Genomic DNA, 20,237 nt, shown 5'->3' with positions numbered 1-20,237 from the left:
CCGAACCCGCTCTCTGCTCCCCACGTGTTTCGACTCGGTCGCTGCGCTCCCTCGCTCAACGACCTCCCGGGAATGACGACCGGAGGCGTTTCGACCCGGTCGCTGCGCTCCTCCCTCGACGACCGACCGGCGGATTCGCATCGTGCGGTCAGCATACGAACGTCCAGGCGTACTCGCGCCCATCCGGGCGACGCCAGTGCACCGTGATCTGTCCGGAGGCCATCGCCTGCTCCCCGAAGAACGCGAACCGCAGCTCCTCGCCGGGGTCCAGGCTCCTTCGGGGGACTGCCGGCTCCGCCCACCCGTCGCCGAAGAACTGGGTCGAGACATCCGTCAGCCTTTCGCTGCTGATGTTGCGCAGCGCGCACCACGGGAGCTCGTCGCGATCGACGAGCCACGGAACGGGGTACGCGGCCTCGGCCGCTCCAGAATCGACGCGCCGCAACATGGCCCTGACGGTACGAGCGGGGACGGACGATCCGCGGCCGGCGCGCGGTCTCCGGGCGGCGATCTGGGGATGGCCGGTCTCGCACTGAAGTTGGGGAGGACCCGATGAGCGCGTGCCCCGGCGGCGCTTCCGGAGGCGCAGCGGCGACGCATCCGGTACCGTCCGCCGCCGATTTTGAGCACCCCGCGGCATCGCGTAGACTGACGGGAGCCGAAGACCGCCGGTCGTCGACGTGTGCGAACACGAAGACCGAAGCACTGCACAGCAGGGGCCCGCGCAGGTGTCACGAACGATTCTCCTGATTCCAGGACTCCCGCTCCGTGCGCTTGCGCCGGAGCGTTTTTGTTTGCCGTGCGGCCGGAGATCCGAGGCCACGACCCGCCACCGCGGGACGTGGAACACAGACAAGGAGTGGCCATGGCGCAGAAGGACCAGGCGGTCGCCGAGCTCTCGAAGAACTTCGAGAACTCGACCGCCGTTCTGCTCACCGAGTACCGCGGTCTGACGGTTGCCGAGCTCAAGGAGCTCCGCAACAGCATTCGTCAGGACGCGGAATACGCCGTGGTGAAGAACACGCTGACCAAGATCGCGGCCGACAAGGCCGGGATCTCGGCGCTGGATGACGAGCTCAAGGGCCCGTCGGCCATCGCCTTCGTGCACGGTGACCCGGTCGCCGTCGCGAAGGGCATGCGCGCCTTCGCCAAGGCACACCCTCTTCTGGTGATCAAGGGCGGCTACTTCGACGGTGCCCCCCTGACCCCCGAAGAGGTCAACAAGCTCGCCGACCTCGAAAGCCGTGAAGTCCTGCTGGCGAAGCTCGCCGGCGCGATGAAGGCCTCGATGACCAAGGCAGCATTCGTCTTCAATGCGCTCCCGTCGAAGGCCGTTCGCACGGTCGACGCGCTGCGCGAGAAGCAGGAGTCCGCGGCCTGACATCGGGCCCCGGCCAGCACAACCCCAATCAAGGAGAATCATCATGGCAAAGCTCAGCACTGACGAGCTGCTCGACGCCTTCAAGGAGCTCACGCTCATCGAGCTCAGCGAGTTCGTGAAGGCCTTCGAGGAGACCTTCGACGTCACCGCCGCCGCCCCGGTCGCGGTTGCCGCTGCCGGCGCCCCCGCCGGTGGTGCCCCCGCCGAGGAGGCCGAGGAGAAGGACTCGTTCGACGTCATCCTCGAGTCGGTCGGCGACAAGAAGATCCAGGTCATCAAGGTCGTCCGCGAGCTCACCTCGCTCGGCCTCGGCGACGCGAAGGCCGTCGTCGACGGTGCTCCGAAGGCCGTCCTCGAGGGCGCCAACAAGGAGACCGCCGACAAGGCGAAGGCCGCTCTCGAAGAGGCCGGCGCCACGGTTACGCTCAAGTAATCACCGTTGTTCCGCGAAGGCCCCGAGCGCTGCGCTCGGGGCCTTCGTGCGTCCCACCAGGCGTCACGTCGAGGGACGCATGAGGGGCGACGGATGCCGACGAGTAGCATTGATCGAGAGCCGAATCGATTCGGCCACCTCCTCCGCGCTCCCGGTGACCGACGCGTCACCGAGCCCCTGCGTCCCATTCGCCGACCGAAACGACACGTGACCTCCGCATCCTCCCGCACGCCTGCCCCCACCCCTGACGACGACCGCCGGCCGCCGGCCGACCGGCTCCGCCCCGGCGAGTCGCTCACCACGACCGGCTCGATCCGCACAGCGACCGGCACCATCCGCGTGCCGTCGGCGACCGCCGCGATCCGCACGCTGGGATCCGACCCGGCCACCGCGCCCATCATGCTGCACCCGGGCGATGCGATCTCGACCGCTCGCCGGGTGGCTTACATCGTGCTGCTCGGCGCGCTCACCGCCCTCGGTCCGTTCACGGTCGATCTCTACCTTCCGGCGTTCCCGATCCTCGAGGCCGACTTCCAGACGACCGCCGCCGCCGTGCAGCTCACCCTCACCGGCACCATGATCGGCTTCGGCTTGGGCCAGCTCATCGTCGGCCCCCTCAGCGACAAGCTCGGGCGCCGGGTGCCGCTCCTGATCGCGACCAGCGTCCACGTGGTCGCGAGCGTCGCGGCGGCGCTGGCACCGACGCTCCTGCTCCTCGGCGGAGCACGTGTCCTCATGGGAATGGGGGCGGCCGCCGGTGCGGTCGTGGCGATGGCGATGGTGCGCGACCTGTTCGGCGGCCGGCGGCTCGTCGTCATGCTGAGCCGCCTCGCCCTCGTGACCGGTGCCGCCCCGGTGCTCGCACCCCTCATCGGATCGGCGCTGCTCGCGGTGATCCCGTGGCGCGGCATCTTCGTCGTGCTCGCCGGCTACGGCATCGTCATGCTCGCCTGCGCGCTGTTCGTCCTCCCCGAGACGCTCCCGCGCGCCCGCCGGCAGGACCGCGGGTCGACCACCGTGCTCCAGCGCTACGCCGCCGTGTTCCGCGACCGCATCTTCGTCGGCGTTCTCGTCATCGGCGCGATGACCTTCAGCGGGCTGTTCTCCTACCTCTCCAGCTCCTCGTTCCTGTTCCAGGAGTCGTACGGCTTCAACGCGCAGCAGTACGGGCTGCTCTTCGCCGCGAACTCGATCGGCCTCGTGATCGGCAACCAGATCGCGGCACGGCTCGCTGCGCGCTTCGGCCCCCAGTGGGTGCTCGCCTTCTCGACCGCGGTGCTGGTCGTCGCCGCGTCGGCCATCGCCGTCTGCGACCTGCTCGGGGCAGGACTGTGGGGCACGATCATCCCGCTGTTCGTGTTCATGACGGCCTGCGGGTTCACGTTCCCCTGCGTGCAGGTTCTCTCGCTCGACCGCCATGGAAAGGCGGCCGGCACCGCGGCATCCCTCATCGGATTCTCGAACAACGCGGTCGCGGGACTCATCTCGCCCCTCGTCGGCCTCATCGCGACCGAGGCCGGCATCACCCCGACCACGATGGCCATCGTGATGATCGGATGCGCCGTGATCGGAGTGCTCTCTCTGTGGCTCGTCGTGCGGCCCCGCACCGTGCCCCAGCTCGCGCCCTGAACCGCCGGATCCCGGGCACGCGAACGGTCCGCCGGGGCTTCGTCCCACTCTCGTGAGAGCGCTCCCATAAGTTATCAACCCGTTACCGCCGTCGTGTTGAATTGCCGTCAGTGCGACTGTACGTTCGGCTGTAAGCGCTTGCGCCGCCCGAGATTCCGGCGTGCTGCCAGCATCCTTGACGAGGAGGACAAATGGACAAGTCGATTCGACGTTCCGTCATGTTCCCGCTGGCCCTTGTGGGTGTTGCGGGAATCGTGCTGACCGGCTGTGCCGAGACCAGCGGTGGCGGCGGCGGCAATGACGATGTGAAGGGCAAGACCGTCCACATCTCCGGCGGCATCACCGGTTCCGAGGCAGACCTGCTGAACAAGTCGTTCGACCAGTTCACCAAGGACACCGGCATCAAGGTCGAGTACACCGGCGACAAGAGCTTCGAGGGCAACATCGTCACGAAGGTGCAGGGCGGCTCGGCCCCCGACATCGCGATCGTGCCGCAGCCCGGTCTGCTCAAGTCGCTCATCGCCACCGGTGAGGTCAAGAAGGCCGACGACACCGTCAGCAGCAACGTCGACAAGTACTGGTCGGAGGCGTGGAAGTCGTACGGCAGCGCCGACGGCACGTTCTACGCGGCGCCGATGCTCGCGAACGTCAAGGGCTACGTCTGGTACTCGCCGTCGCAGTTCAAGTCGTGGGGCGTCGAGGTTCCGAAGACGTGGGACGACCTCCTCGCGCTGACCAAGACGATCCAGGAGAAGACCGGAAAGGCCCCCTGGTGCGCCGGCTTCGCATCGGGTGACGCCTCGGGCTGGCCGGGCACCGACTGGATCGAGGACCTCGTGCTGCGGCAGTCGGGCCCCGACGTGTACGACCAGTGGGTCGACGGCAAGGTGAAGTTCACCGACCCGCAGATCAAGGACGCGTTCGACGCCGTCGGCAAGGTCCTGCTCGACAAGAACTATGTCAACGCCGGCTTCGGCGACGTCAAGAGCATCAACTCCACGGCGTTCGCGGATGTCGCGGCGAAGGTCGCCGACGGCACCTGCGCCCTGACCCACCAGGCATCGTTCCTCTCGTCGAACTTCCTCGACGTGAAGACGAAGGACGGCAAGACGCCGACCGTCGCCCCCGACGGCGATGTGTACGCGTTCGTGCTGCCGGGTCTGAAGGAGGGCGAGACGGCTGTCGAGGGCGGTGGCGAGTTCGTCGCCGCGTTCTCCGACGATGCGGCCGTCAAGAAGGTCCAGGAGTTCATGACGACGCCGGACTTCGCCAACGCGCGGGTCAAGCTGGGTGGAGTCATCTCCGCCAACAGCGGTGCCGACCCGTCGCTCGCGTCCAGCCAGTTCCTGCAGGAGGCGATGAAGCTCGTGCAGGACAAGAACACGACCTTCCGCTTCGACGCCTCCGACCTGATGCCGGCGACCGTCGGCTCGGGCTCGTTCTGGAAGGGCATGGTCAGTTGGATCGACGGCATGCCGACCGACCAGGTGCTCTCGGCCATTCAGGCAGGGTACGAGAACTAGTCCGTTTCGGCTCGCGGCCGGGTGGATCACCGACGGTGACCCGCCCGGCCGCGCTAGCCTGACCCCCAGGGCGAGTACGACGGCGTGCTCAGAAAGGCAGAACCATGGTGAGTGCTGATCCCGCGGTCGTGTCGCGAACACGCACACGGCTCTCGCGCCGGGTCACCGGAGTCATCGTCCTCGTCGCCGCGCTGCTGTTGCTCGCGGCGCTCGCCGGACTCCTGTTCCAGCAGCCCGTCGAAGACGCGCCGCCGACCAGCCTCGGCTTCTCGCTGAACAGCTTCTTCGTCTGGATCGGCGGGCTGAACCCGCTCGTGCAGATTCCGATCGTCGTCGCGCTGTTCGCGGTCGTGGTGGCGATCATCCTCGTGCTGATCGAGTTCGCGCCGCGCCCCGGCCGCGGATACTTCTGGCTGCGCGCCGCATCCTGCTTCATCATCCCGGTGCTCGCGCTCATGGTGCTGCGGCCGTATCAGAACGCGGTCCTCTACGTCGTCGCGATCGCGCTGCTGGCGGGCGCCATCCTCTTCTTCGCCGACTACCGGGCGCGCGAGGGCGCCGGCTACGTCTACCAGCTCATCATCTTCATGGCCCCGGCGGCGATCCTGCTGCTGACCGGCCTCGTCTACCCGGCGATCTCGACCGTGGTCCAGTCGTTCTTCGACAAGACCGGCAAGGAGTTCGTCTGGTTCGACAACTACGTGTGGACCTTCACGAACCCCTACGGGTTCTGGTCGGTCATCAACACCGTGATCTGGGCGCTGCTCGCCCCGACCATCGCGACCGCGATCGGCCTCGTGTACGCGGCGTTCGTCGACCGCGCCCGGGGCGAGAAGTTCCTCAAGCTCTGGGTCTTCATGCCCGTGGCGATCTCGTTCGTGGGCGCCGGCATCATCTGGAAGTTCGTCTACGACTACCGGCAGGGCCAGCAGGTGGGTCTGCTGAACGCCATCATCACCTGGTTCGGCGGTCAGCCCGTCGGCTGGCTCGACGCGCAGCCGCTGATCAACACGTTCTGCCTGCTCGCGGTGTTCATCTGGAGCCAGACCGGCTTCGCGATGGTCATCCTCTCGGCGGCGATCAAGGCCGTGCCGAGCGACCAGCACGAGGCGGCGCAGCTCGACGGCGCGAGCGCCTGGCAGCGGTTCCTGAACGTCACGATCCCCGGCATCCGCGGTTCCCTCATCGTGGTCCTCACCACGATCACCATCGCCGCCCTCAAGGTGTACGACATCGTCGCGGTGATGACCGGCGGGCGCTCGAACAGCTCGGTGCTCGGCTTCGAGATGGTCAACCAGCAGCAGCGCTTCCAGAGCTACGGGCACTCCTCGGCGCTGGCCGTCGTGCTGTTCCTGTTCGTGCTGCCGCTGATCGTGTACAACGTCATCCAGATGCGCAAGCAGAGGGAGGTCCGCTGATGGCCACCGTGCCCATCGATGCGACGGTGGAGGAACCCGCCGACACACGCTCCGCGCGCACCGTCGATCGCGACTCCCGCAAGGCCGAACGGCAGGCGCAGAAGCGCCTCACCTCGCGCGGCGCGACGATCGCGGCCGCGATCATCGCCATCATCTGGACGATCCCGACGTTCGGCCTGTTCGTCACGTCGTTCCGACCTGGCGCCGACTCGAACACCACCGGATGGTGGACCGTGTTCGTCAACCCGGCCTTCACGCTCGAGAACTACTTCGAGGCGCTGAACTCCGGCGGCACGGCGCTGACCCTCGGCCAGTCCTTCATCAACTCGCTGGCCATCGCCATCCCGGCCACGCTCATCCCGATCTCGATCGCGGCCCTGGCGGCGTACGCGTTCGCGTGGATCCCGTTCAAGGGCCGGGGCACGCTGTTCGTCTTCGTGTTCGCGCTGCAGATCGTGCCGATCCAGATGGCGCTCGTGCCCCTGCTGAGCCTGTTCTCCCGCGGGCTCAGCCTCTGGGGCGTCACCGTCTTCCCCGGGTTCACGCTGCGCGACGTCGACCACAGCTTCGCGACCGTGTGGATCGCGCATGCGATCTTCGCGATGCCGCTGGCGATCTTCCTGCTGCACAACTTCATCGCCGAGATCCCCGGCGAGCTGATCGAGGCGGCCCGCGTGGACGGCGCCGGGCACGGCCAGATCTTCTTCCGGATGATCATCCCGCTCGCGATGCCGGCGATCGCGTCGTTCGCGATCTTCCAGTTCCTCTGGGTCTGGAACGACCTGCTGGTCGCGACGATCTTCGCACCGGGCTCCTCGCTGCCGTTGACGCAGACGCTGAACTCCCTCTCGGGCACCTGGGGCGATCGGTGGTATCTGCAGTCGGCCGGTACCTTCATCTCGATCATCGTGCCGCTGGTCGTGTTCTTCGCGCTGCAGCGGTTCTTCGTGCGCGGCCTGATGGCCGGCGCGACGAAGGGATAGGTCAGCTGCGCCCGAGCTCGGCGATCGGGCGCAGACGGAACAGGCGCACCGCGCGGCCGGACTCCCGCTCGTAGGAGCGGTAGTTCGGCCATTGCGCCTCGATGCGCGCCCACGCCTCGTCGCGCGCGCCGCCGGTGATCCGCTCGGCGTGCACGGCGAGCCGCCGCCCCCGCACGACGATCTCGGCATCGGGATGTGCGATGAGGTTCGCCGTCCAGGCGGGATGCCGCGCACCGGCGAAGTTCGTACCCGCGACGATCGCGCTCCCGCTGCCGTCGGGCGTGTACATCAACTCGACGACACGCGTCTGCCCGCTCTTCGCACCCGTCGTGAACAGCCGCAGCGAGGGGACCAGGACGCCGCTGATCGGCATCCGTCCGCCGCTGACGACGCTGAACCAGCGCTCGAGCACCGGCATGACCCGCCGGCCGACGCGGCGGAACAGCGCGGTCTGGGTGAGTGGTGCGACGACCCCGCGCACCGCCTGGCGGATGCTGCCCATGCCGACATTCTGGCGCACAGAAGCCGGTGGCTATGCTGTGCCCATGAGCGAGCCCACCGATCCCGCCGTCGTCGCCGCGCAGGCGGAGCTGGAGCGGCTTCGCGCCGAGGCGGAGGCCGCCGAGGCGGCGCTGAAGGCGGCGCAGGCGAAGGCCGCGCTGGCGGCCGCCGAAGCCGCTGCAGCGAAAGCCCACGCCGGTGGCACGGCGGAGGGCGCCGGTCAGGACGACGTGCCGACGGATGCGTCTGCCGCCGCCCCTTCCGTCGAGGCTCCCGTGTCGGACTCGGCGCCGGCAGCTGAAGTTCCGGCGCCGGCCGACGCATCCGGCCCGGGACCTTCGCCCGCGGCCGACGCATCCGGCCCGCTCAGCGACGACGAGGTCGCCGCGATCGTCAAGGGATACACGTTCGAGGCGCCCGCGCTCGAGCTCGGTGCGCTCGTGAACACCGAGCCGGTGCCTGCGGCGCAGATCCGCATCCCGCTGGCGATGCTGAACCGGCACGGTCTCGTGGCCGGCGCCACCGGCACCGGCAAGACCCGCACGTTGCAGGGCCTTGCCGAGCAGCTTGCCGCCCACGGCGTGCCGGTGTTCGCTGCCGACATCAAGGGCGACCTCTCCGGCGTCGCAACGCCCGGGGTGCCGAGCGACAAGCTCCTCGCCCGCACGCGCGGCATCGGGCAGGACTGGAAGCCCGCGGCGTCGCCCACCGAGTACTTCGCCCTCGGCGGCGTCGGCGAAGGCATCCCGGTGCGCGCCACGGTGTCGGGCTTCGGACCGCTGCTGCTCAGCAAGGTGCTCGGGCTCAACCAGACGCAGGAGTCGAGCCTCGGGCTGGTCTTCCACTACGCCGACCAGGCGGGTCTCGCGCTCGTCGACCTCTCCGACCTGCGGGCCGTCCTCACCTACCTCACGAGCGACGAGGGCAAGGACGAGCTCACGGGTATCGGCGGCCTCTCGGCGGCGACGGCCGGCGTCATCCTGCGCGAGCTCATCACGTTCGCCGACGCCGGCGCCGACGTCTTCTTCGGCGAGCCGGAGTTCGACGCCGCCGATTTCCTGCGGACCGACGGCTCCGGGCGCGGCATCATCAGCCTGCTCGAGGTGCCGGGGGTGATCGACAAGCCGGCACTGTTCTCGACGTTCCTCATGTACCTGCTCGCCGACCTGTTCGAGGTGCTCCCGGAGGTGGGGGATGCGGACAAGCCGAAGCTCGTGTTCTTCTTCGACGAGGCGCATCTGCTGTTCGCGGATGCGTCGAAGGACTTCCTCGCGTCGATCACGCAGACAGTGCGCCTCATCCGTTCGAAGGGCGTTGGCGTGTTCTTCGTCACCCAGACGCCGAAGGACGTGCCCTCCGACGTGCTGGGCCAGCTCGGCTCGCGCGTGCAGCACGCGCTACGCGCGTTCACGCCGGACGACGCGAAGGCGCTGAAGGCGACCGTCGGCACCTATCCGCGGTCGGGCTACGACCTCGAGCGCGTGCTGCAGGAGCTCGGCACCGGCGAGGCCGTCGTCACGGTGATGAGCGAGAAGGGCGCGCCGACCCCAGTCGCCTGGACGCGGCTGCGCGCACCGCAGGGTCTCATGTCGCCGACACCGGACCCCCAGATCGTCGCGGCGGTGAAGGCCTCGCCGCTGCTCGCGAAGTACGGCACGGCGATCGATCGGGAATCGGCGCGCGAGATCCTCACCGCGAAGATCAACGCCGCCGAACAGGCGCAGGCCGACGAGGAAGCCGCCGCCGAGAAGGCGAAAGCCGACGCCGAGCTCGCCCGGCAGCAGGCCGAGATGGACAAGGCGCAGGCGGCGGCCGAGAAGAAGGCACAGGCGGAGTACGACCGGATCATGCGCAAGACCGGCGGCACGACGCGCACCTCCCGCCGGGCGGAGAAGTCTCCGATCGAAGAGATCCTCGGCTCGAAGGCGACGCAGACGATCCTGAACGGCGTCATCCGCGGCATCTTCGGCACCGGTCGGCGCCGCTGACGCGTCAGCACGCCCGCGACGGCCGGCCCGGGTGCCCGGTGGCGGGGTGTCCTGACACCTGCGCACGAGGGCCGCTCGTCGCGTCCGGGCCGGCGACGCATCCGTCTCGCTGACGCGCCGGAAAGGGGGTGGCGAGCGCGGCGACGCGAGCGTAACGTGCGAAAACGGGTCCGCGCGGCTGTACACGTCCTCCACGAACCCCAGACGCTCGAGGAGGAGATGCGATGTCGACGACGGAGAAGACACAGGCGGCACACGGCGGCCACAAGCTGAAGCGGCACATCGGACCGGTGGGACTGCTGTTCGCGGCGGTCGGATCGATCATCGGATCGGGGTGGCTGTTCGGCGCATTCCACGCCTCGGCCATCGCCGGCCCCGCCGCCATCTTCTCCTGGCTCATCGCCGGCATCATGATCATCCTGATCGGCCTGTGCTACGCCGAGCTCGGCCCGATGTTCCCCATCTCGGGCGGCGTGGTGCGGTATCCGCACCTCGTGTGGGGCTCGTTCGGCAGCTACTCCCTGGGATTCATCACCTGGATCGCCTCGGCCGCCGTGCCGGCCATCGAGGTCACCGGCGCGCTGACGTACGCGACGAAGTTCGCGCCGTTCACCGTGAAGGCGACCGACGCCGGCGCGACGGCACAGGTGCTGACCCCGCTCGGCATCGTCGTGGCGATCATCCTGCTCGCGCTGTTCGTCGTGCTCAACTACTACGGCGTGCGGCTGTTCGCGCAGATCAACAACGTGCTGGTGTGGTGGAAGCTCGGGGTCATCGTGCTCGTGATCGCGGTGTTCCTCATCACGTCGTTCGCCACGGCGCGGATGGGGACGATCGGCAACTTCACCTCGTTCGGGTTCGCCCCCGGCGGCTTCGCGGCGGTGTTCGTGTGCATCGCGACGGCCGGCATCACGTTCTCGTACCTGGGCTTCCGGCAGGGCATCGAGCTGGCGGGCGAGACGACGAACCCGAAGCGCAACATCCCGCTGGCGCTCATCGGCTCGGTCGTGATCTGCGCCGTGCTGTACGCCCTGCTGCAGCTCGCGTTCACCCTCGCGGTCCCGGAATCGGTGCTGCAGAAGTCGGGCGGATGGGCGGGGCTCGCCTTCACGAACGACTTCGGGCCGCTCGCCGCGCTCGCAACGATGGCGGGCCTCGCGTGGCTGGCGTACATCCTCTACTTCGACGCGATCATCTCGCCAGCCGACACCGGGCTCATCTACACCGCGATCGCGTCGCGCGTCTCGTACGCGATGGGCCGCAACCAGAACGCCCCGCGGTGGCTGGCGAGCAACAACCGGCACGGGGTTCCGCACTGGAGCCTCATCGTGACGTTCTGCGTCGGCGTCGTGCTGCTGCTGCCGTTCCCGAGCTGGCAGTCGCTCGTCGGCTTCATCACGAGCGCCACGGTGATGTCGTTCGGATCGGGCCCGCTCGTGGTGGCCGTGATGCGGCGGAAGTACCCCGATCGGGAGCGCCCGTTCCGGCTGCCCGGCGGTGACATCATCCCGTTCCTCGCGTTCTACAGCGCGAACATGATCATGTTCTGGGCCGGGTGGGACACGAACTGGAAGCTGCTCGTCACGATCGTGATCGGCTACGTCGTCATGGGGCTGTTCCAGCTGTTCGGCCGCAAGGGCACGCAGCCGCCGCTGTTCTTCAAGATCGGCGCGATCTGGATCCTGCCGTGGTTCGTGCTGTACGGCCTGACGAGCTTCCTGTTCAGCTCGGGCATCTTCGGCGAGCAGTTCGACAAGACGATGTTCTTCTGGGTATTCCTCATCAACGTGGGAGTGACCGCGCTGATCTACTGGCTCGCCGTGAAGTTCACACTGCCGACCGACATCGTCGACGAGTACATCGAGGACGCCGAGCACGAGTCCGAGATCGAAGACGAGACGATCACCGGCGGTGCCGTCGCCTGAGGCAGGACGGCCCTTGGCTAGGCTGGGGCCATGCAGTACTCGGCAGCTGTGATCACCGTGTCCGATCGCGCGAGCCGCGGCGAGCGGGAAGACCTGAGCGGCCCCATCGCTGTCGCGGCGCTGCGCGAGGCGGGCTTCGCCTGCGACGAGCCGGTCGTCGTGCCCGACGGCGCCGACAGTGTTGAGCGCGCGCTGCGTCAGGCGATGAACCGGGGCGTCCGCGTCATCGTCACGACGGGAGGCACGGGAGTCGGCCCGCGGGACGAGACGCCCGAAGCCACCGAGCGGGTGATCACCCGGCGCATCCCCGGCATCGCTGAGGAGCTGCGGCGCCGGGCGACCGCCGACAAGCCCGCCGGGATGCTGTCGCGCGGGCGTGCGGGTGTCGCCGAGGCCGCGCTCGTCGTCAACCTGCCCGGATCGCCCGCGGCGGTCGAGGCCGGGATGCCGGTGATCCTCTCGGTCGCGCCGCACGTGCTGGGACAGCTGCGCGGAGACGACCACCGATGACCGTCCGCATCGCGCGGGTCACCGCGGACCCGCTCGACGAGGCGGCGCACCGCGCCGCCGTCGACGATCCGCGGATGGGGGCGGAGATCTCCTTCGTCGGGCGCGTGCGCGACCACGATCCGGATGCCGCGACCGGGGTCGTCGCACTGGAGTATACCGCGCATCCCGATGTCGAGCAGACCCTTCACCGCCTCGCCGAGGAGGCCGTCGGCGACATGGACGCGATCGTGGCAGTGAGTCACCGGATCGGCCGCCTCGCGGTGGGCGACGCCGCCGTCGTGATCGCGGTGTCGTCGGCGCACCGCGGGGAGGCGTTCGACGTGTGCCGTGCCCTCATCGAGTCGATCAAGCACAGCCTGCCGGTGTGGAAGCGCCAGATCGAGGTCGATGGCACCACGGCCTGGAAGGGCCTCGGCGGGTAGCGTCGCCGGTCTGGTTTCGCTGCGGGGAGTGTGCGCGGCGGGCGCCGCGCGGCGGGCGATCGTGCGCGGAGGGCGATGCCGAGCGGCGGGCAGCGCCGCTCAGCCGCCGGCGAACGGCGGCAGCACGTCGACCACGGCAGGGGCCGGCAGCAGCTCGTCGTCGTCGGTGCGCGCTCCGTCGACGAGCACCGAGCAGCGCGGCAGGATGCGCGCCAGTGCGGGATGATCGGCGACGAGAGCCTTCCGCAGGGCGCCGAGATCGGATGCGTCGACCTCGCGCTCGGGAACGCCCACGGCCTCTTCGGCCGCGGCGAAGAACCGCACGCGCGCCATCACGCCTCCCAGGTCTTCGCGAGCTCGGACACGGCCGCCACCGTCTCGCGCACCTTCTCGGGAGAGCCGCCGGCGCGGCCGGCGACGAGTCCGGCGACGAACGCACTGAACGGCGCCGCGGGGCGTGCCACGCCGGTGGCGACATCCTTCGCCAGATCGAGGATGAGCGCGATCGGCACGTCCTCGGGGGCGAGTCCGAACCGTTCACGCAGTGCGTCGGCCCAGCGGTCGAGGGCCTCGGGCGGCAGATGCTCGCTCATGATTCCTCCTTCGTGAAGTGTTCCAGATCGTCCCATGTGTCGATGTCGCGGGCGGCGTCCTCGCCGTCGCGCACGGCGGCGATCGCAAGGTCGGCGAGCAGCGCACGCATCGACATCCCGCGGCCCGCATCCGCTGCTGCTGCGGCCGCACCCCGCAGCGCCGCGGTGCGGTAGACGCCGGTGAGCCATTGCGGGCGGCCGGAGTCGTCGGCGAGGCACGCGCCGTCGGTGTCGGCGGGCAGGAGCATGATGTCGCCCACGAGCCGTCGGACGGCGGTGTTCACGCGAGGGAGGTCGCATGCGAGGACGAGGGTCCACTCCGGCTCGTGCGCCGCCGCGAGACCGGTGGCGCCATCGAGGGCCGCGGCGAGGGCGGCGACGGGGCCCGTGAACGGCGGGTCCTCACGCACCCACCGCAGAGTCGCCGAGTCGTCGCGGACGCCGACGGTGGTGGGCACCTGCGGGCCGACGACGACGACCGGGTCGGCGCCCGCGAGGGTCGCGGCGCGGATCGCACGGTCACGCATGCTCATGCCGCCGATCTCGAGACCCGGTTTGTCGATACCGCCCATACGCGACGCGCGCCCACCGGCGAGGAGGATCGCGCCGAGTGTCGGCGTCGAGGGGTCCGTCACCGACGACGTCGACCGGTCCAGGGACGTGGGATTCGATCCGGCGGCGCCGCGGGCGGGATCCGTCAGCGAGGCGGCGGCGCTGCGCGCGGGATCCATCATCGACCACGTCGACGCGGCGGCGCTCCGGGTGCGGTCCGTCATGGCCGCTCGGGTTCGTATGGCCGCTCGGGTTCGTCGGGCCGCCGCCAGGCGCCTGACTTGCCGCCGGTCTTGGCGACGATGCGCACGTCGGTGAACGATGTGGCCTTGTCCATCCCCTTCACCATGTCGACGATCGCGAGAGCCGCGACCGACACGGCGGTGAGGGCCTCCATCTCGACCCCGGTGCGGTCGGCGGTGCGGACGGTCGCCTCGACCTCGACTCCGTCGTCCACGACGGCGAGATCGACGACGGCGCCGTGCACGCCGATGACATGCGCAAGGGGGAGGAGCTCGGGCGTGCGCTTCGCCGCGGCGATACCGGCGATGCGGGCGACGGCGAGGACATCGCCCTTCGGCACGGTGCCGTCGCGCAGGGCGGCGACGACCTCCGGTGCGCAGCGCACGAATCCGCGTGCCGTCGCCGAGCGCACCGTGGGCTGCTTCTCGGTGACATCGACCATACGGGCGTTGCCGGCGGAATCGAGGTGCGTGAAGCTCATGACACCAGCATGACATCGACGATGTCGCCCACGGCCACCGCGTCGACCTCGGCCGGCACGACGGCGTAGCCGTGGGCGCGTCCGAGGCTTGCTGCGAGGTGCGAGCCGCCCGACGACGCGGGCCGCACGCCGTCCGGCGCGATGACGACCGGCAGGTACTGGCGTCGCGCGGGGGGCGTGCGCCATCCCTCGAGAACGGGAAGTCGCACGCTCAGCCGATCGAGCACCGTGCGTCCCTGGAGCGCGAGCAGCGCCGGGCGAACGAACACCTCGAACGACACCGCCACACTCACGGGGTTGCCGGGCAGGCCGAACAGCAGCGGGGTCCCGGCGCCGAATCCCTGCGGCTTCCCGGGCTGCATCGCGACCTTCTCGAAGTCCATCGGCACGACGTTCTTCACCACTTCGTAGGCGCCGGCGCTGACACCGCCCGAGGTGATGACGACATCGGCGCCGAGAGCCGACGCATCCTCCAACGCGCGCCGCAGCCCCTCGCCGTCGTCGCGCACCACCGTGCGCAGCACGACCTCCGCGTCGGCCTCGCGGCACAGCGCCTCGAGCAGCGTGCCGTTCGACTCGGGAATCTCACCATGCGCGAGCGTTTCACCGGGCCGGCGCAGCTCGTCGCCGGTCGACACCACGGCGACGCGCGGAGCGCGCGAGGCGACGACATCCGCCACACCCGCAGCCGCGGCCGCCGCGAGCTGGCGGGCGCCGAGACGCACGCCGGCCGGCAGGATCTCGTCGCCCGCCCGGTGCTCCTCGCCGCGGCGGCGGATGTGCGCCCCGGCGCGGCGGGGTGCGGCGAGAACCGTGATGAGGTCGAGGGAGTCGGCGAGGCCTCCGGCGGTGTCTTCGAACGGCACGATCGCGTCGGCGTCCGTCGGCACCGGCGCTCCCGTCATGATGCGGGCGGCCTGACCTGCCGCCAGCGGAGGGTTGTCGGAGGTTCCGGCCGGGAGGTCGGCCACGACCCGCAGCGTCAGGGGCGAGGACTGATCGGCTGCCGTCACGTCGGCGAAGCGGACGGCGAATCCGTCCATGGCCGAGTTGTCGAACAACGGCAGGTCCACAGCCGACAGGACGGGTTCGCGGAGCGTGCGGCCCAGCGCCGCGTCGACCGACACGGTGAGGGTCTCCAGCGGCGCGACGGCGGCGAGGATGCGGGCGCGGTGCTCCTCGACGGTGATCATGCGTGCTCCGCGTGGCGAGAGTTCCAGCCGTCCATGCCGCCGCGCAGCACGGCCACGTCGGCGCCCGCGGTCCGCAGCGCATGCGCGGCGGTGCGCGCACGGACGCCCGCCTGGCAGACGATCACCGCGGGCCGGTCGGCGAGTTCGGCGGCGACGGCGATCGTGTCTCCCAGCAGATCGGCGAGCGGAAGGTGCCGCGCGCCGGGCAGCATGCCGGCCGCCACTTCGTACGCCTCGCGCACATCGATCACGACGGCCGCGCCGGGGTCGTCGACGTCCCGGATGGGCACGTCCGCATCCGCGTACGCGTCTCCTCCCGACGTGCGCGGGTTCACGGCATCCGTCGCCCGTGTCGCCCGCAGGGGCACTTCGCGCTGCGCTCCGGCGAGAGCGTCGATCAGTGCCACGCGACCGAGCAGCGGCCGGCCGATTCCCGTGATGAGTTTCAGCGCCTCGGTGGCCATGAGCGCCCCGACCTGGAGGCACAGCGGGCCGAGCACGCCGACGGCCGAGCACGCCGGCGCTTCGCTTCCGGCGGGGTAGAGGTCGTGCAAACCCACGGGTTCCGCGGGTGCCGGCGGGGCAGACCAGAACACCGTCACGAGACCCGCGTACTCCTGCACGGTGCCCCACACGAGAGGCAGCCGCAGACGTTCGCACGCCGCGGCGACGATCTCGCGGCTGTCGAAGGAATCGGTTCCGTCGAGGACGAGGTCGACGCCGTGGAGGAGGTCGGCGGCGTTGGCGTGCGTGAGCCGCGTCCGCACGGCGCGCACGCGGGTTTCGGAGAGGTCTGACGCGACGCGCTCGGCGCTGTCGGTCTTCGGGCGGCCGACGTCCTGGCGGCGGTGCATGACCTGGCGCTGCAGGTTGGATGCGTCGACCTCGTCGTCGTCGAACACGACGAGCTCCGCGACACCGGCTGCGGCGAGAGCGAGGACGACGGGTGAGCCGAGTCCGCCGGCGCCGATCACGCCGACGCGAGCGGCGGCGATGCGCCGCTGGCCGTCGGGTCCGAGGCCGGCGAGGCGCTGGTGGCGGGCGGTGCGAACCTGTTCGGCGTCGCTCAGGGCGGCGATCGGCTCGACCAGCGGGGGCAGCATGCTTTCAGCGTAGCCAGCGCCGCCGCGGCCCGGGCCGTCGCCGGCCGGGAGAAATTGTCCCGGTGCGCGGCTGCGCGCCGATCGCTCATTCCTCGGGTGCATGCCGCCCGTCACGGTCGGCGACTCGGGAACGGAGGGGCAAGTGGGCGAACGGAGGGGCAAGGCGGCGAACGGAGGGGCAAGTCGACGAACCAAGGGGCAACTCGGGGAACGGAGTGGCAACTCGACGAACCAAGGGGGCAAGTCGGCGAACCGCGGGGCAAGTCGGGGAACGGAGGGCCAAGTCGACGAAGGGTGGGGCAAAGTCGCGGGACGGGGGGACGGATGGGGTGCAGCGAGAGGCGCGAGTGCGGAAGGAAATGGTCGATAGGACCGCAGATGCGGTGATACGGTGAGCCTGTGGTTGCGGGGTACAAGATCGCCCAGGCGGCGCGACTGCTCGGAGTGAGCGACGACACCGTGCGTCGATGGGTCGAGCAGGGAGTGCTGCCGGTCACCGACGCGAGTCCGGCGGAGATCCCCGGCGACGCTCTGGCGCACCGCGCCGTCGAGCTCGCGAACGCCGCCGCAGACCCCACGGATGTGCTCTCCAGCGCCCGCAACCGGTTCACCGGACTGGTCACTCGCGTGCAGGCGGACGGGGTCATGGCGCAGGTCGACATCCAGGCCGGTCCGCATCGTGTCGTCTCGCTCATGTCGGCCGAGGCGGTGCGCGATCTGGGGCTCGAGGTCGGCTCGCTCGCGGTGGCCGTCGTGAAGGCCACCACCGTGATCGTCGAGACTCCGCGTGGGTGAGCAGCGCAAGGCGAAACGCAGCGCCTCGGTGCGCGACGCCGGGACGACGCTGCGCCGCTCGATGGTGCTGGCGGCGGCCGCCGCATCCGTTGCCCTCGCACTCGTGGGCTGCGCCGCGGCTCCCGCACCGTCGGGCACCGCGGACGGCATCGGCGGCGACATCACCGTCTTCGCGGCCGCATCGCTGAAGGGCGCGTTCGACGACGTGATCGGCGAATTCAGTGCGACGCATCCCGGCGTGCACGTCACCGCGGACTACGACGGATCGAGCACGCTCGCCACGCAGATCGACGGCGGCGCGAAGGCCGACGTGTTCGCCTCGGCCGACGAGAGCAACATGGCGAAGGTGACGGATGCGGGATTGGCCGAAGGCCCCGTCGTGTTCGCCCGCAACACCCTGGTGATCGTGGTGCCGAAGGGCAACCCGGGCCACGTGAAGACGCTACAGGACCTCGCCGACGAGAACCTCGACGTCGTGCTCTGCGCGCCCGAGGTGCCGTGCGGCGCCGCATCCCGGACCCTTCTGACCGACCAGGGCGTCGCCGTCACGCCCGCGAGCCTGGAGCAGAACGTGACCGCCGTGCTCACGAAGGTGCGCAGCGACGAAGCCGACGCCGGGCTGGTCTACAAGACGGATGCTGAGACCACCGACCAGGTCGAGACGATCGTGCCGGTCGGTGCCGACGAGGTCGTCAACTCCTACCCGATCGCGGCGCTGACGCACGCGCCGAACCCCGCAGCGGCCCACGCCTTCGTCGACTTCATCACCGGATCGGCGGGACAGCGGATCCTCGCCGCATACGGCTTCGCACAGCCATGACCCGCCGAGGCTACGCGCCGCCGATGCTCGTCGTCCCCGCGGCGATCGGGCTGGCGTTCCTCGTGCTGCCCCTCGTCGCCCTCATCGGCCGTGTGCAGTGGGCGACGCTCTGGGTCGACGTCACATCGCCGGCCGCCCTGGACGCCCTGCGCCTGTCGGTCGTCACGGGGCTCATCGCCACGGCGCTGTGCCTCGCCCTCGGCGTGCCGCTCGCGCTGCTCATCGCCCGCGCCCGCTCGCGCACGGCCGCGGTGCTGCGCGCCCTCGTCACCGTGCCGCTCGTCATGCCGCCCATGGTCGGCGGCATCGCCCTGCTGTTCCTGTTCGGCCGCTCCGGCTGGTTCGGCGGCACAGGAGTGCAGATCCCGTTCACGACCACGGCCGTCGTGCTCGCCCAGACCTTCGTCGCGCTGCCCTTCCTCGTGCTCGCGCTGGAAGGCGCGCTGCGCACCTCGGGACTCGAGTACGAGCAGACCGCAGCCGCCCTCGGCGCGGGCCGCTGGACCATCCTGTGGCGCGTGACCCTGCCGCTCGCCGCTCCCGGGCTCCTCTCGGGCGTCATCCTGTGCTTCGCGCGCGCGGTGGGGGAGTTCGGCGCCACGGCGCTGTTCGCGGGGAACGCCCCCGGAGTCACCCAGACCATGCCGCTCGCGATCTACACCGCGTTCAACGGCGCGGGCGTCAGCCAGGGCGCTGCCATCGCGCTCTCGGTGCTGCTGCTGGTCACCGCGATCGTCGTGCTGCTGCTCGCCCGCGCCTGGCGTCCGGCCGGCGCCGGCCCCAACGCCGTGGAGGGAGTGCGATGACCGGCGCGGCCCTCGACGCGCGCGTGCGGGTGGACCGCGGCGGGTGGACGCTCGACGCGACGGTGCGGGCGCAGCCCGGGGATGTCGTCGCGGTGATGGGGCCGTCGGGCGCCGGCAAGTCGACGCTGTTCGGGGCGCTCGCCGGCACGGTGCCGATCGCATCCGGCCGCGTGCTGCTGGACGGGACGGATGCCGCGGCCGGGCGCCACGGGCGGACGGATCGGCGCGGGGTCATCCTGCTCGGACAGCGCGCGCGGCTGTTCCCGCATCTGTCGGCGCGTGACAACGTCGCGTTCGGCCTGCGCGCGCACGGGACCGCCCGCCGTACCGCCGGAGACGAGGCCGACGGCTGGCTGGAGCGGGTGGGGCTCGCCGGTTTCGGCGACCGCCGTCCGGCGCGGCTCTCGGGCGGACAGCAGCAGCGCGTCGCTCTCGCTCGCGCGCTCGCCGTGGCGCCGGGGCTGCTCCTGCTCGACGAGCCGCTCACGTCGCTGGACCCCGGCACGGCCGACGGCATCCGCGCGCTCCTGCGCGAGCAGCTGGCGGCGGCGGGGACGACGACGCTCATCGCGACGCACGACGCCGTCGACGCGGCCTCCCTCGCCACCGAGCTGGTCGTGCTCGAGGCGGGCCGGATCACGCAATCCGGCCCGGTGCGCGACGTGCTGGCGGCGCCCGCGACGGCGTTCGTCGCCGGCGTCGCGCGGGCGGGAATCGGGATGCCGCAGCCGGAGTGGCGGGCTCGCGTGGAGGCAGTGGAGACCGGCATCGCCGGCGTCCGCGCCCGGGCACGCACGACCGACGGCGCCGAGATCGTGATGGAGCTGCCGACCGCCGCCGGTCTCGTGCCGGGGGCGACCGTGACGGTGCATCCGCCGTCGGTGTGACGATCGGATCCTCTGCCGCCCAGGGCGGGTAGCGTGGAAGTCGCAACGCCG

The 20,237-nt window shown here is 70.4% G+C and carries 22 protein-coding genes; 14 read left to right on the top strand and 8 right to left on the bottom strand.

Annotated features, from left to right (window positions below):
* Positions 1-148: 148 nt before the first annotated feature.
* On the bottom strand, positions 149-448 hold the full coding sequence (locus tag AC3RX1_RS12135; protein ID WP_491501499.1) for a hypothetical protein: 300 nt from the start codon (positions 446-448) through the stop codon (positions 149-151).
* Between the two features lie 417 nt (positions 449-865).
* On the opposite strand from AC3RX1_RS12135, the gene rplJ reads away from it, so the two are divergent.
* From rplJ to AC3RX1_RS12105, 6 genes are all read left to right on the top strand, one after another.
* Positions 866-1,381, top strand: coding sequence for a 50S ribosomal protein L10 (rplJ, locus tag AC3RX1_RS12130; protein WP_491501498.1), 516 nt, complete (start codon positions 866-868; stop codon positions 1,379-1,381).
* Positions 1,382-1,424: 43 nt separating this feature from the next.
* Complete coding sequence (rplL, locus tag AC3RX1_RS12125) at positions 1,425-1,814, top strand: 50S ribosomal protein L7/L12 (protein ID WP_491501497.1); 390 nt, start codon at positions 1,425-1,427, stop codon at positions 1,812-1,814.
* 399 nt (positions 1,815-2,213) lie between these two features.
* Positions 2,214-3,443 carry a multidrug effflux MFS transporter gene (locus AC3RX1_RS12120; protein WP_491501710.1) on the top strand — a complete coding sequence of 410 codons (1,230 nt, stop codon included), beginning with the start codon at positions 2,214-2,216 and terminating at the stop codon, positions 3,441-3,443.
* A gap of 191 nt (positions 3,444-3,634) precedes the next feature.
* On the top strand, positions 3,635-4,966 hold the full coding sequence (locus AC3RX1_RS12115) for an ABC transporter substrate-binding protein (protein ID WP_491501496.1): 1,332 nt from the start codon (positions 3,635-3,637) through the stop codon (positions 4,964-4,966).
* 104 nt (positions 4,967-5,070) lie between these two features.
* The gene (locus AC3RX1_RS12110) at positions 5,071-6,384 is read left to right on the top strand and encodes a carbohydrate ABC transporter permease (RefSeq protein WP_491501495.1); all 1,314 of its coding nucleotides are present in this window, start codon (positions 5,071-5,073) and stop codon (positions 6,382-6,384) included.
* Entirely contained in the window at positions 6,384-7,367 is a 984-nt protein-coding gene (locus AC3RX1_RS12105) for a carbohydrate ABC transporter permease (RefSeq protein ID WP_491501494.1), read from the top strand. Before AC3RX1_RS12110 ends, AC3RX1_RS12105 begins: the two co-directional genes overlap by 1 nt.
* Before the next feature lies 1 nt (position 7,368).
* Here the strand turns inward: AC3RX1_RS12105 and AC3RX1_RS12100 are convergent, their stop codons facing one another.
* Positions 7,369-7,869 (bottom strand): nitroreductase family deazaflavin-dependent oxidoreductase, encoded by a 501-nt coding sequence (locus AC3RX1_RS12100; protein WP_491501493.1) that lies wholly within the window; start codon positions 7,867-7,869, stop codon positions 7,369-7,371.
* A gap of 43 nt (positions 7,870-7,912) precedes the next feature.
* On the opposite strand from AC3RX1_RS12100, the gene AC3RX1_RS12095 reads away from it, so the two are divergent.
* The 4 genes from AC3RX1_RS12095 to AC3RX1_RS12080 all read left to right on the top strand — a co-directional run bounded on the left by AC3RX1_RS12095 (position 7,913) and on the right by AC3RX1_RS12080 (position 12,713).
* Positions 7,913-9,856 (top strand): helicase HerA-like domain-containing protein, encoded by a 1,944-nt coding sequence (locus tag AC3RX1_RS12095; RefSeq protein WP_491501492.1) that lies wholly within the window; start codon positions 7,913-7,915, stop codon positions 9,854-9,856.
* A gap of 224 nt (positions 9,857-10,080) precedes the next feature.
* The gene (locus AC3RX1_RS12090) at positions 10,081-11,781 is read left to right on the top strand and encodes an APC family permease (protein ID WP_491501491.1); all 1,701 of its coding nucleotides are present in this window, start codon (positions 10,081-10,083) and stop codon (positions 11,779-11,781) included.
* Positions 11,782-11,811: 30 nt separating this feature from the next.
* The gene (locus AC3RX1_RS12085) at positions 11,812-12,291 is read left to right on the top strand and encodes a MogA/MoaB family molybdenum cofactor biosynthesis protein (protein WP_491501490.1); all 480 of its coding nucleotides are present in this window, start codon (positions 11,812-11,814) and stop codon (positions 12,289-12,291) included.
* Positions 12,288-12,713, top strand: a complete 426-nt coding sequence (locus tag AC3RX1_RS12080) for a molybdenum cofactor biosynthesis protein MoaE (RefSeq protein ID WP_491501489.1) — start codon at positions 12,288-12,290, stop codon at positions 12,711-12,713. The genes AC3RX1_RS12085 and AC3RX1_RS12080 overlap by 4 nt, the downstream gene beginning before the upstream one ends.
* Positions 12,714-12,812: 99 nt before the next feature.
* On the opposite strand, the gene AC3RX1_RS12075 is transcribed toward AC3RX1_RS12080, so the two are convergent.
* The 6 genes from AC3RX1_RS12075 to AC3RX1_RS12050 are packed head-to-tail and all read right to left on the bottom strand — an operon-like array spanning position 12,813 to position 16,878.
* On the bottom strand, positions 12,813-13,046 hold the full coding sequence (locus AC3RX1_RS12075; protein WP_491501488.1) for a MoaD/ThiS family protein: 234 nt from the start codon (positions 13,044-13,046) through the stop codon (positions 12,813-12,815).
* Positions 13,046-13,306, bottom strand: coding sequence for a DUF6457 domain-containing protein (locus AC3RX1_RS12070; RefSeq protein ID WP_491501487.1), 261 nt, complete (start codon positions 13,304-13,306; stop codon positions 13,046-13,048). The genes AC3RX1_RS12075 and AC3RX1_RS12070 overlap by 1 nt, the downstream gene beginning before the upstream one ends.
* Entirely contained in the window at positions 13,303-14,082 is a 780-nt protein-coding gene (mobA, locus tag AC3RX1_RS12065; RefSeq protein ID WP_491501486.1) for a molybdenum cofactor guanylyltransferase, read from the bottom strand. Before mobA ends, AC3RX1_RS12070 begins: the two co-directional genes overlap by 4 nt.
* The gene (gene moaC, locus AC3RX1_RS12060; RefSeq protein WP_491501485.1) at positions 14,079-14,582 is read right to left on the bottom strand and encodes a cyclic pyranopterin monophosphate synthase MoaC; all 504 of its coding nucleotides are present in this window, start codon (positions 14,580-14,582) and stop codon (positions 14,079-14,081) included. Before moaC ends, mobA begins: the two co-directional genes overlap by 4 nt.
* Positions 14,579-15,775 carry a molybdopterin molybdotransferase MoeA gene (locus AC3RX1_RS12055; protein WP_491501484.1) on the bottom strand — a complete coding sequence of 399 codons (1,197 nt, stop codon included), beginning with the start codon at positions 15,773-15,775 and terminating at the stop codon, positions 14,579-14,581. The genes moaC and AC3RX1_RS12055 overlap by 4 nt, the downstream gene beginning before the upstream one ends.
* A complete protein-coding gene (locus AC3RX1_RS12050) occupies positions 15,772-16,878 on the bottom strand; it encodes a ThiF family adenylyltransferase (RefSeq protein WP_491501483.1) in 1,107 nt (368 codons plus the stop codon). Before AC3RX1_RS12050 ends, AC3RX1_RS12055 begins: the two co-directional genes overlap by 4 nt.
* 399 nt (positions 16,879-17,277) lie before the next feature.
* Between AC3RX1_RS12050 and AC3RX1_RS12045 the strand changes: the two genes are divergently transcribed.
* The 4 genes from AC3RX1_RS12045 to AC3RX1_RS12030 all read left to right on the top strand — a co-directional run bounded on the left by AC3RX1_RS12045 (position 17,278) and on the right by AC3RX1_RS12030 (position 20,186).
* A complete protein-coding gene (locus tag AC3RX1_RS12045; protein WP_491501482.1) occupies positions 17,278-17,673 on the top strand; it encodes a TOBE domain-containing protein in 396 nt (131 codons plus the stop codon).
* A 61-nt stretch (positions 17,674-17,734) separates the two neighbouring features.
* On the top strand, positions 17,735-18,493 hold the full coding sequence (gene modA, locus AC3RX1_RS12040; protein WP_491501709.1) for a molybdate ABC transporter substrate-binding protein: 759 nt from the start codon (positions 17,735-17,737) through the stop codon (positions 18,491-18,493).
* Positions 18,490-19,299: an ABC transporter permease gene (locus tag AC3RX1_RS12035; protein WP_491501481.1), complete on the top strand. Its 810-nt coding sequence runs from the start codon at positions 18,490-18,492 to the stop codon at positions 19,297-19,299. The genes modA and AC3RX1_RS12035 overlap by 4 nt, the downstream gene beginning before the upstream one ends.
* On the top strand, positions 19,296-20,186 hold the full coding sequence (locus AC3RX1_RS12030; RefSeq protein ID WP_491501480.1) for an ABC transporter ATP-binding protein: 891 nt from the start codon (positions 19,296-19,298) through the stop codon (positions 20,184-20,186). Before AC3RX1_RS12035 ends, AC3RX1_RS12030 begins: the two co-directional genes overlap by 4 nt.
* Positions 20,187-20,237: the final 51 nt, after the last annotated feature.

The sequence above is a fragment of the Microbacterium altimontanum genome (assembly GCF_058349865.2).
This window is presented reverse-complemented; position numbering and strand designations above follow the sequence as displayed.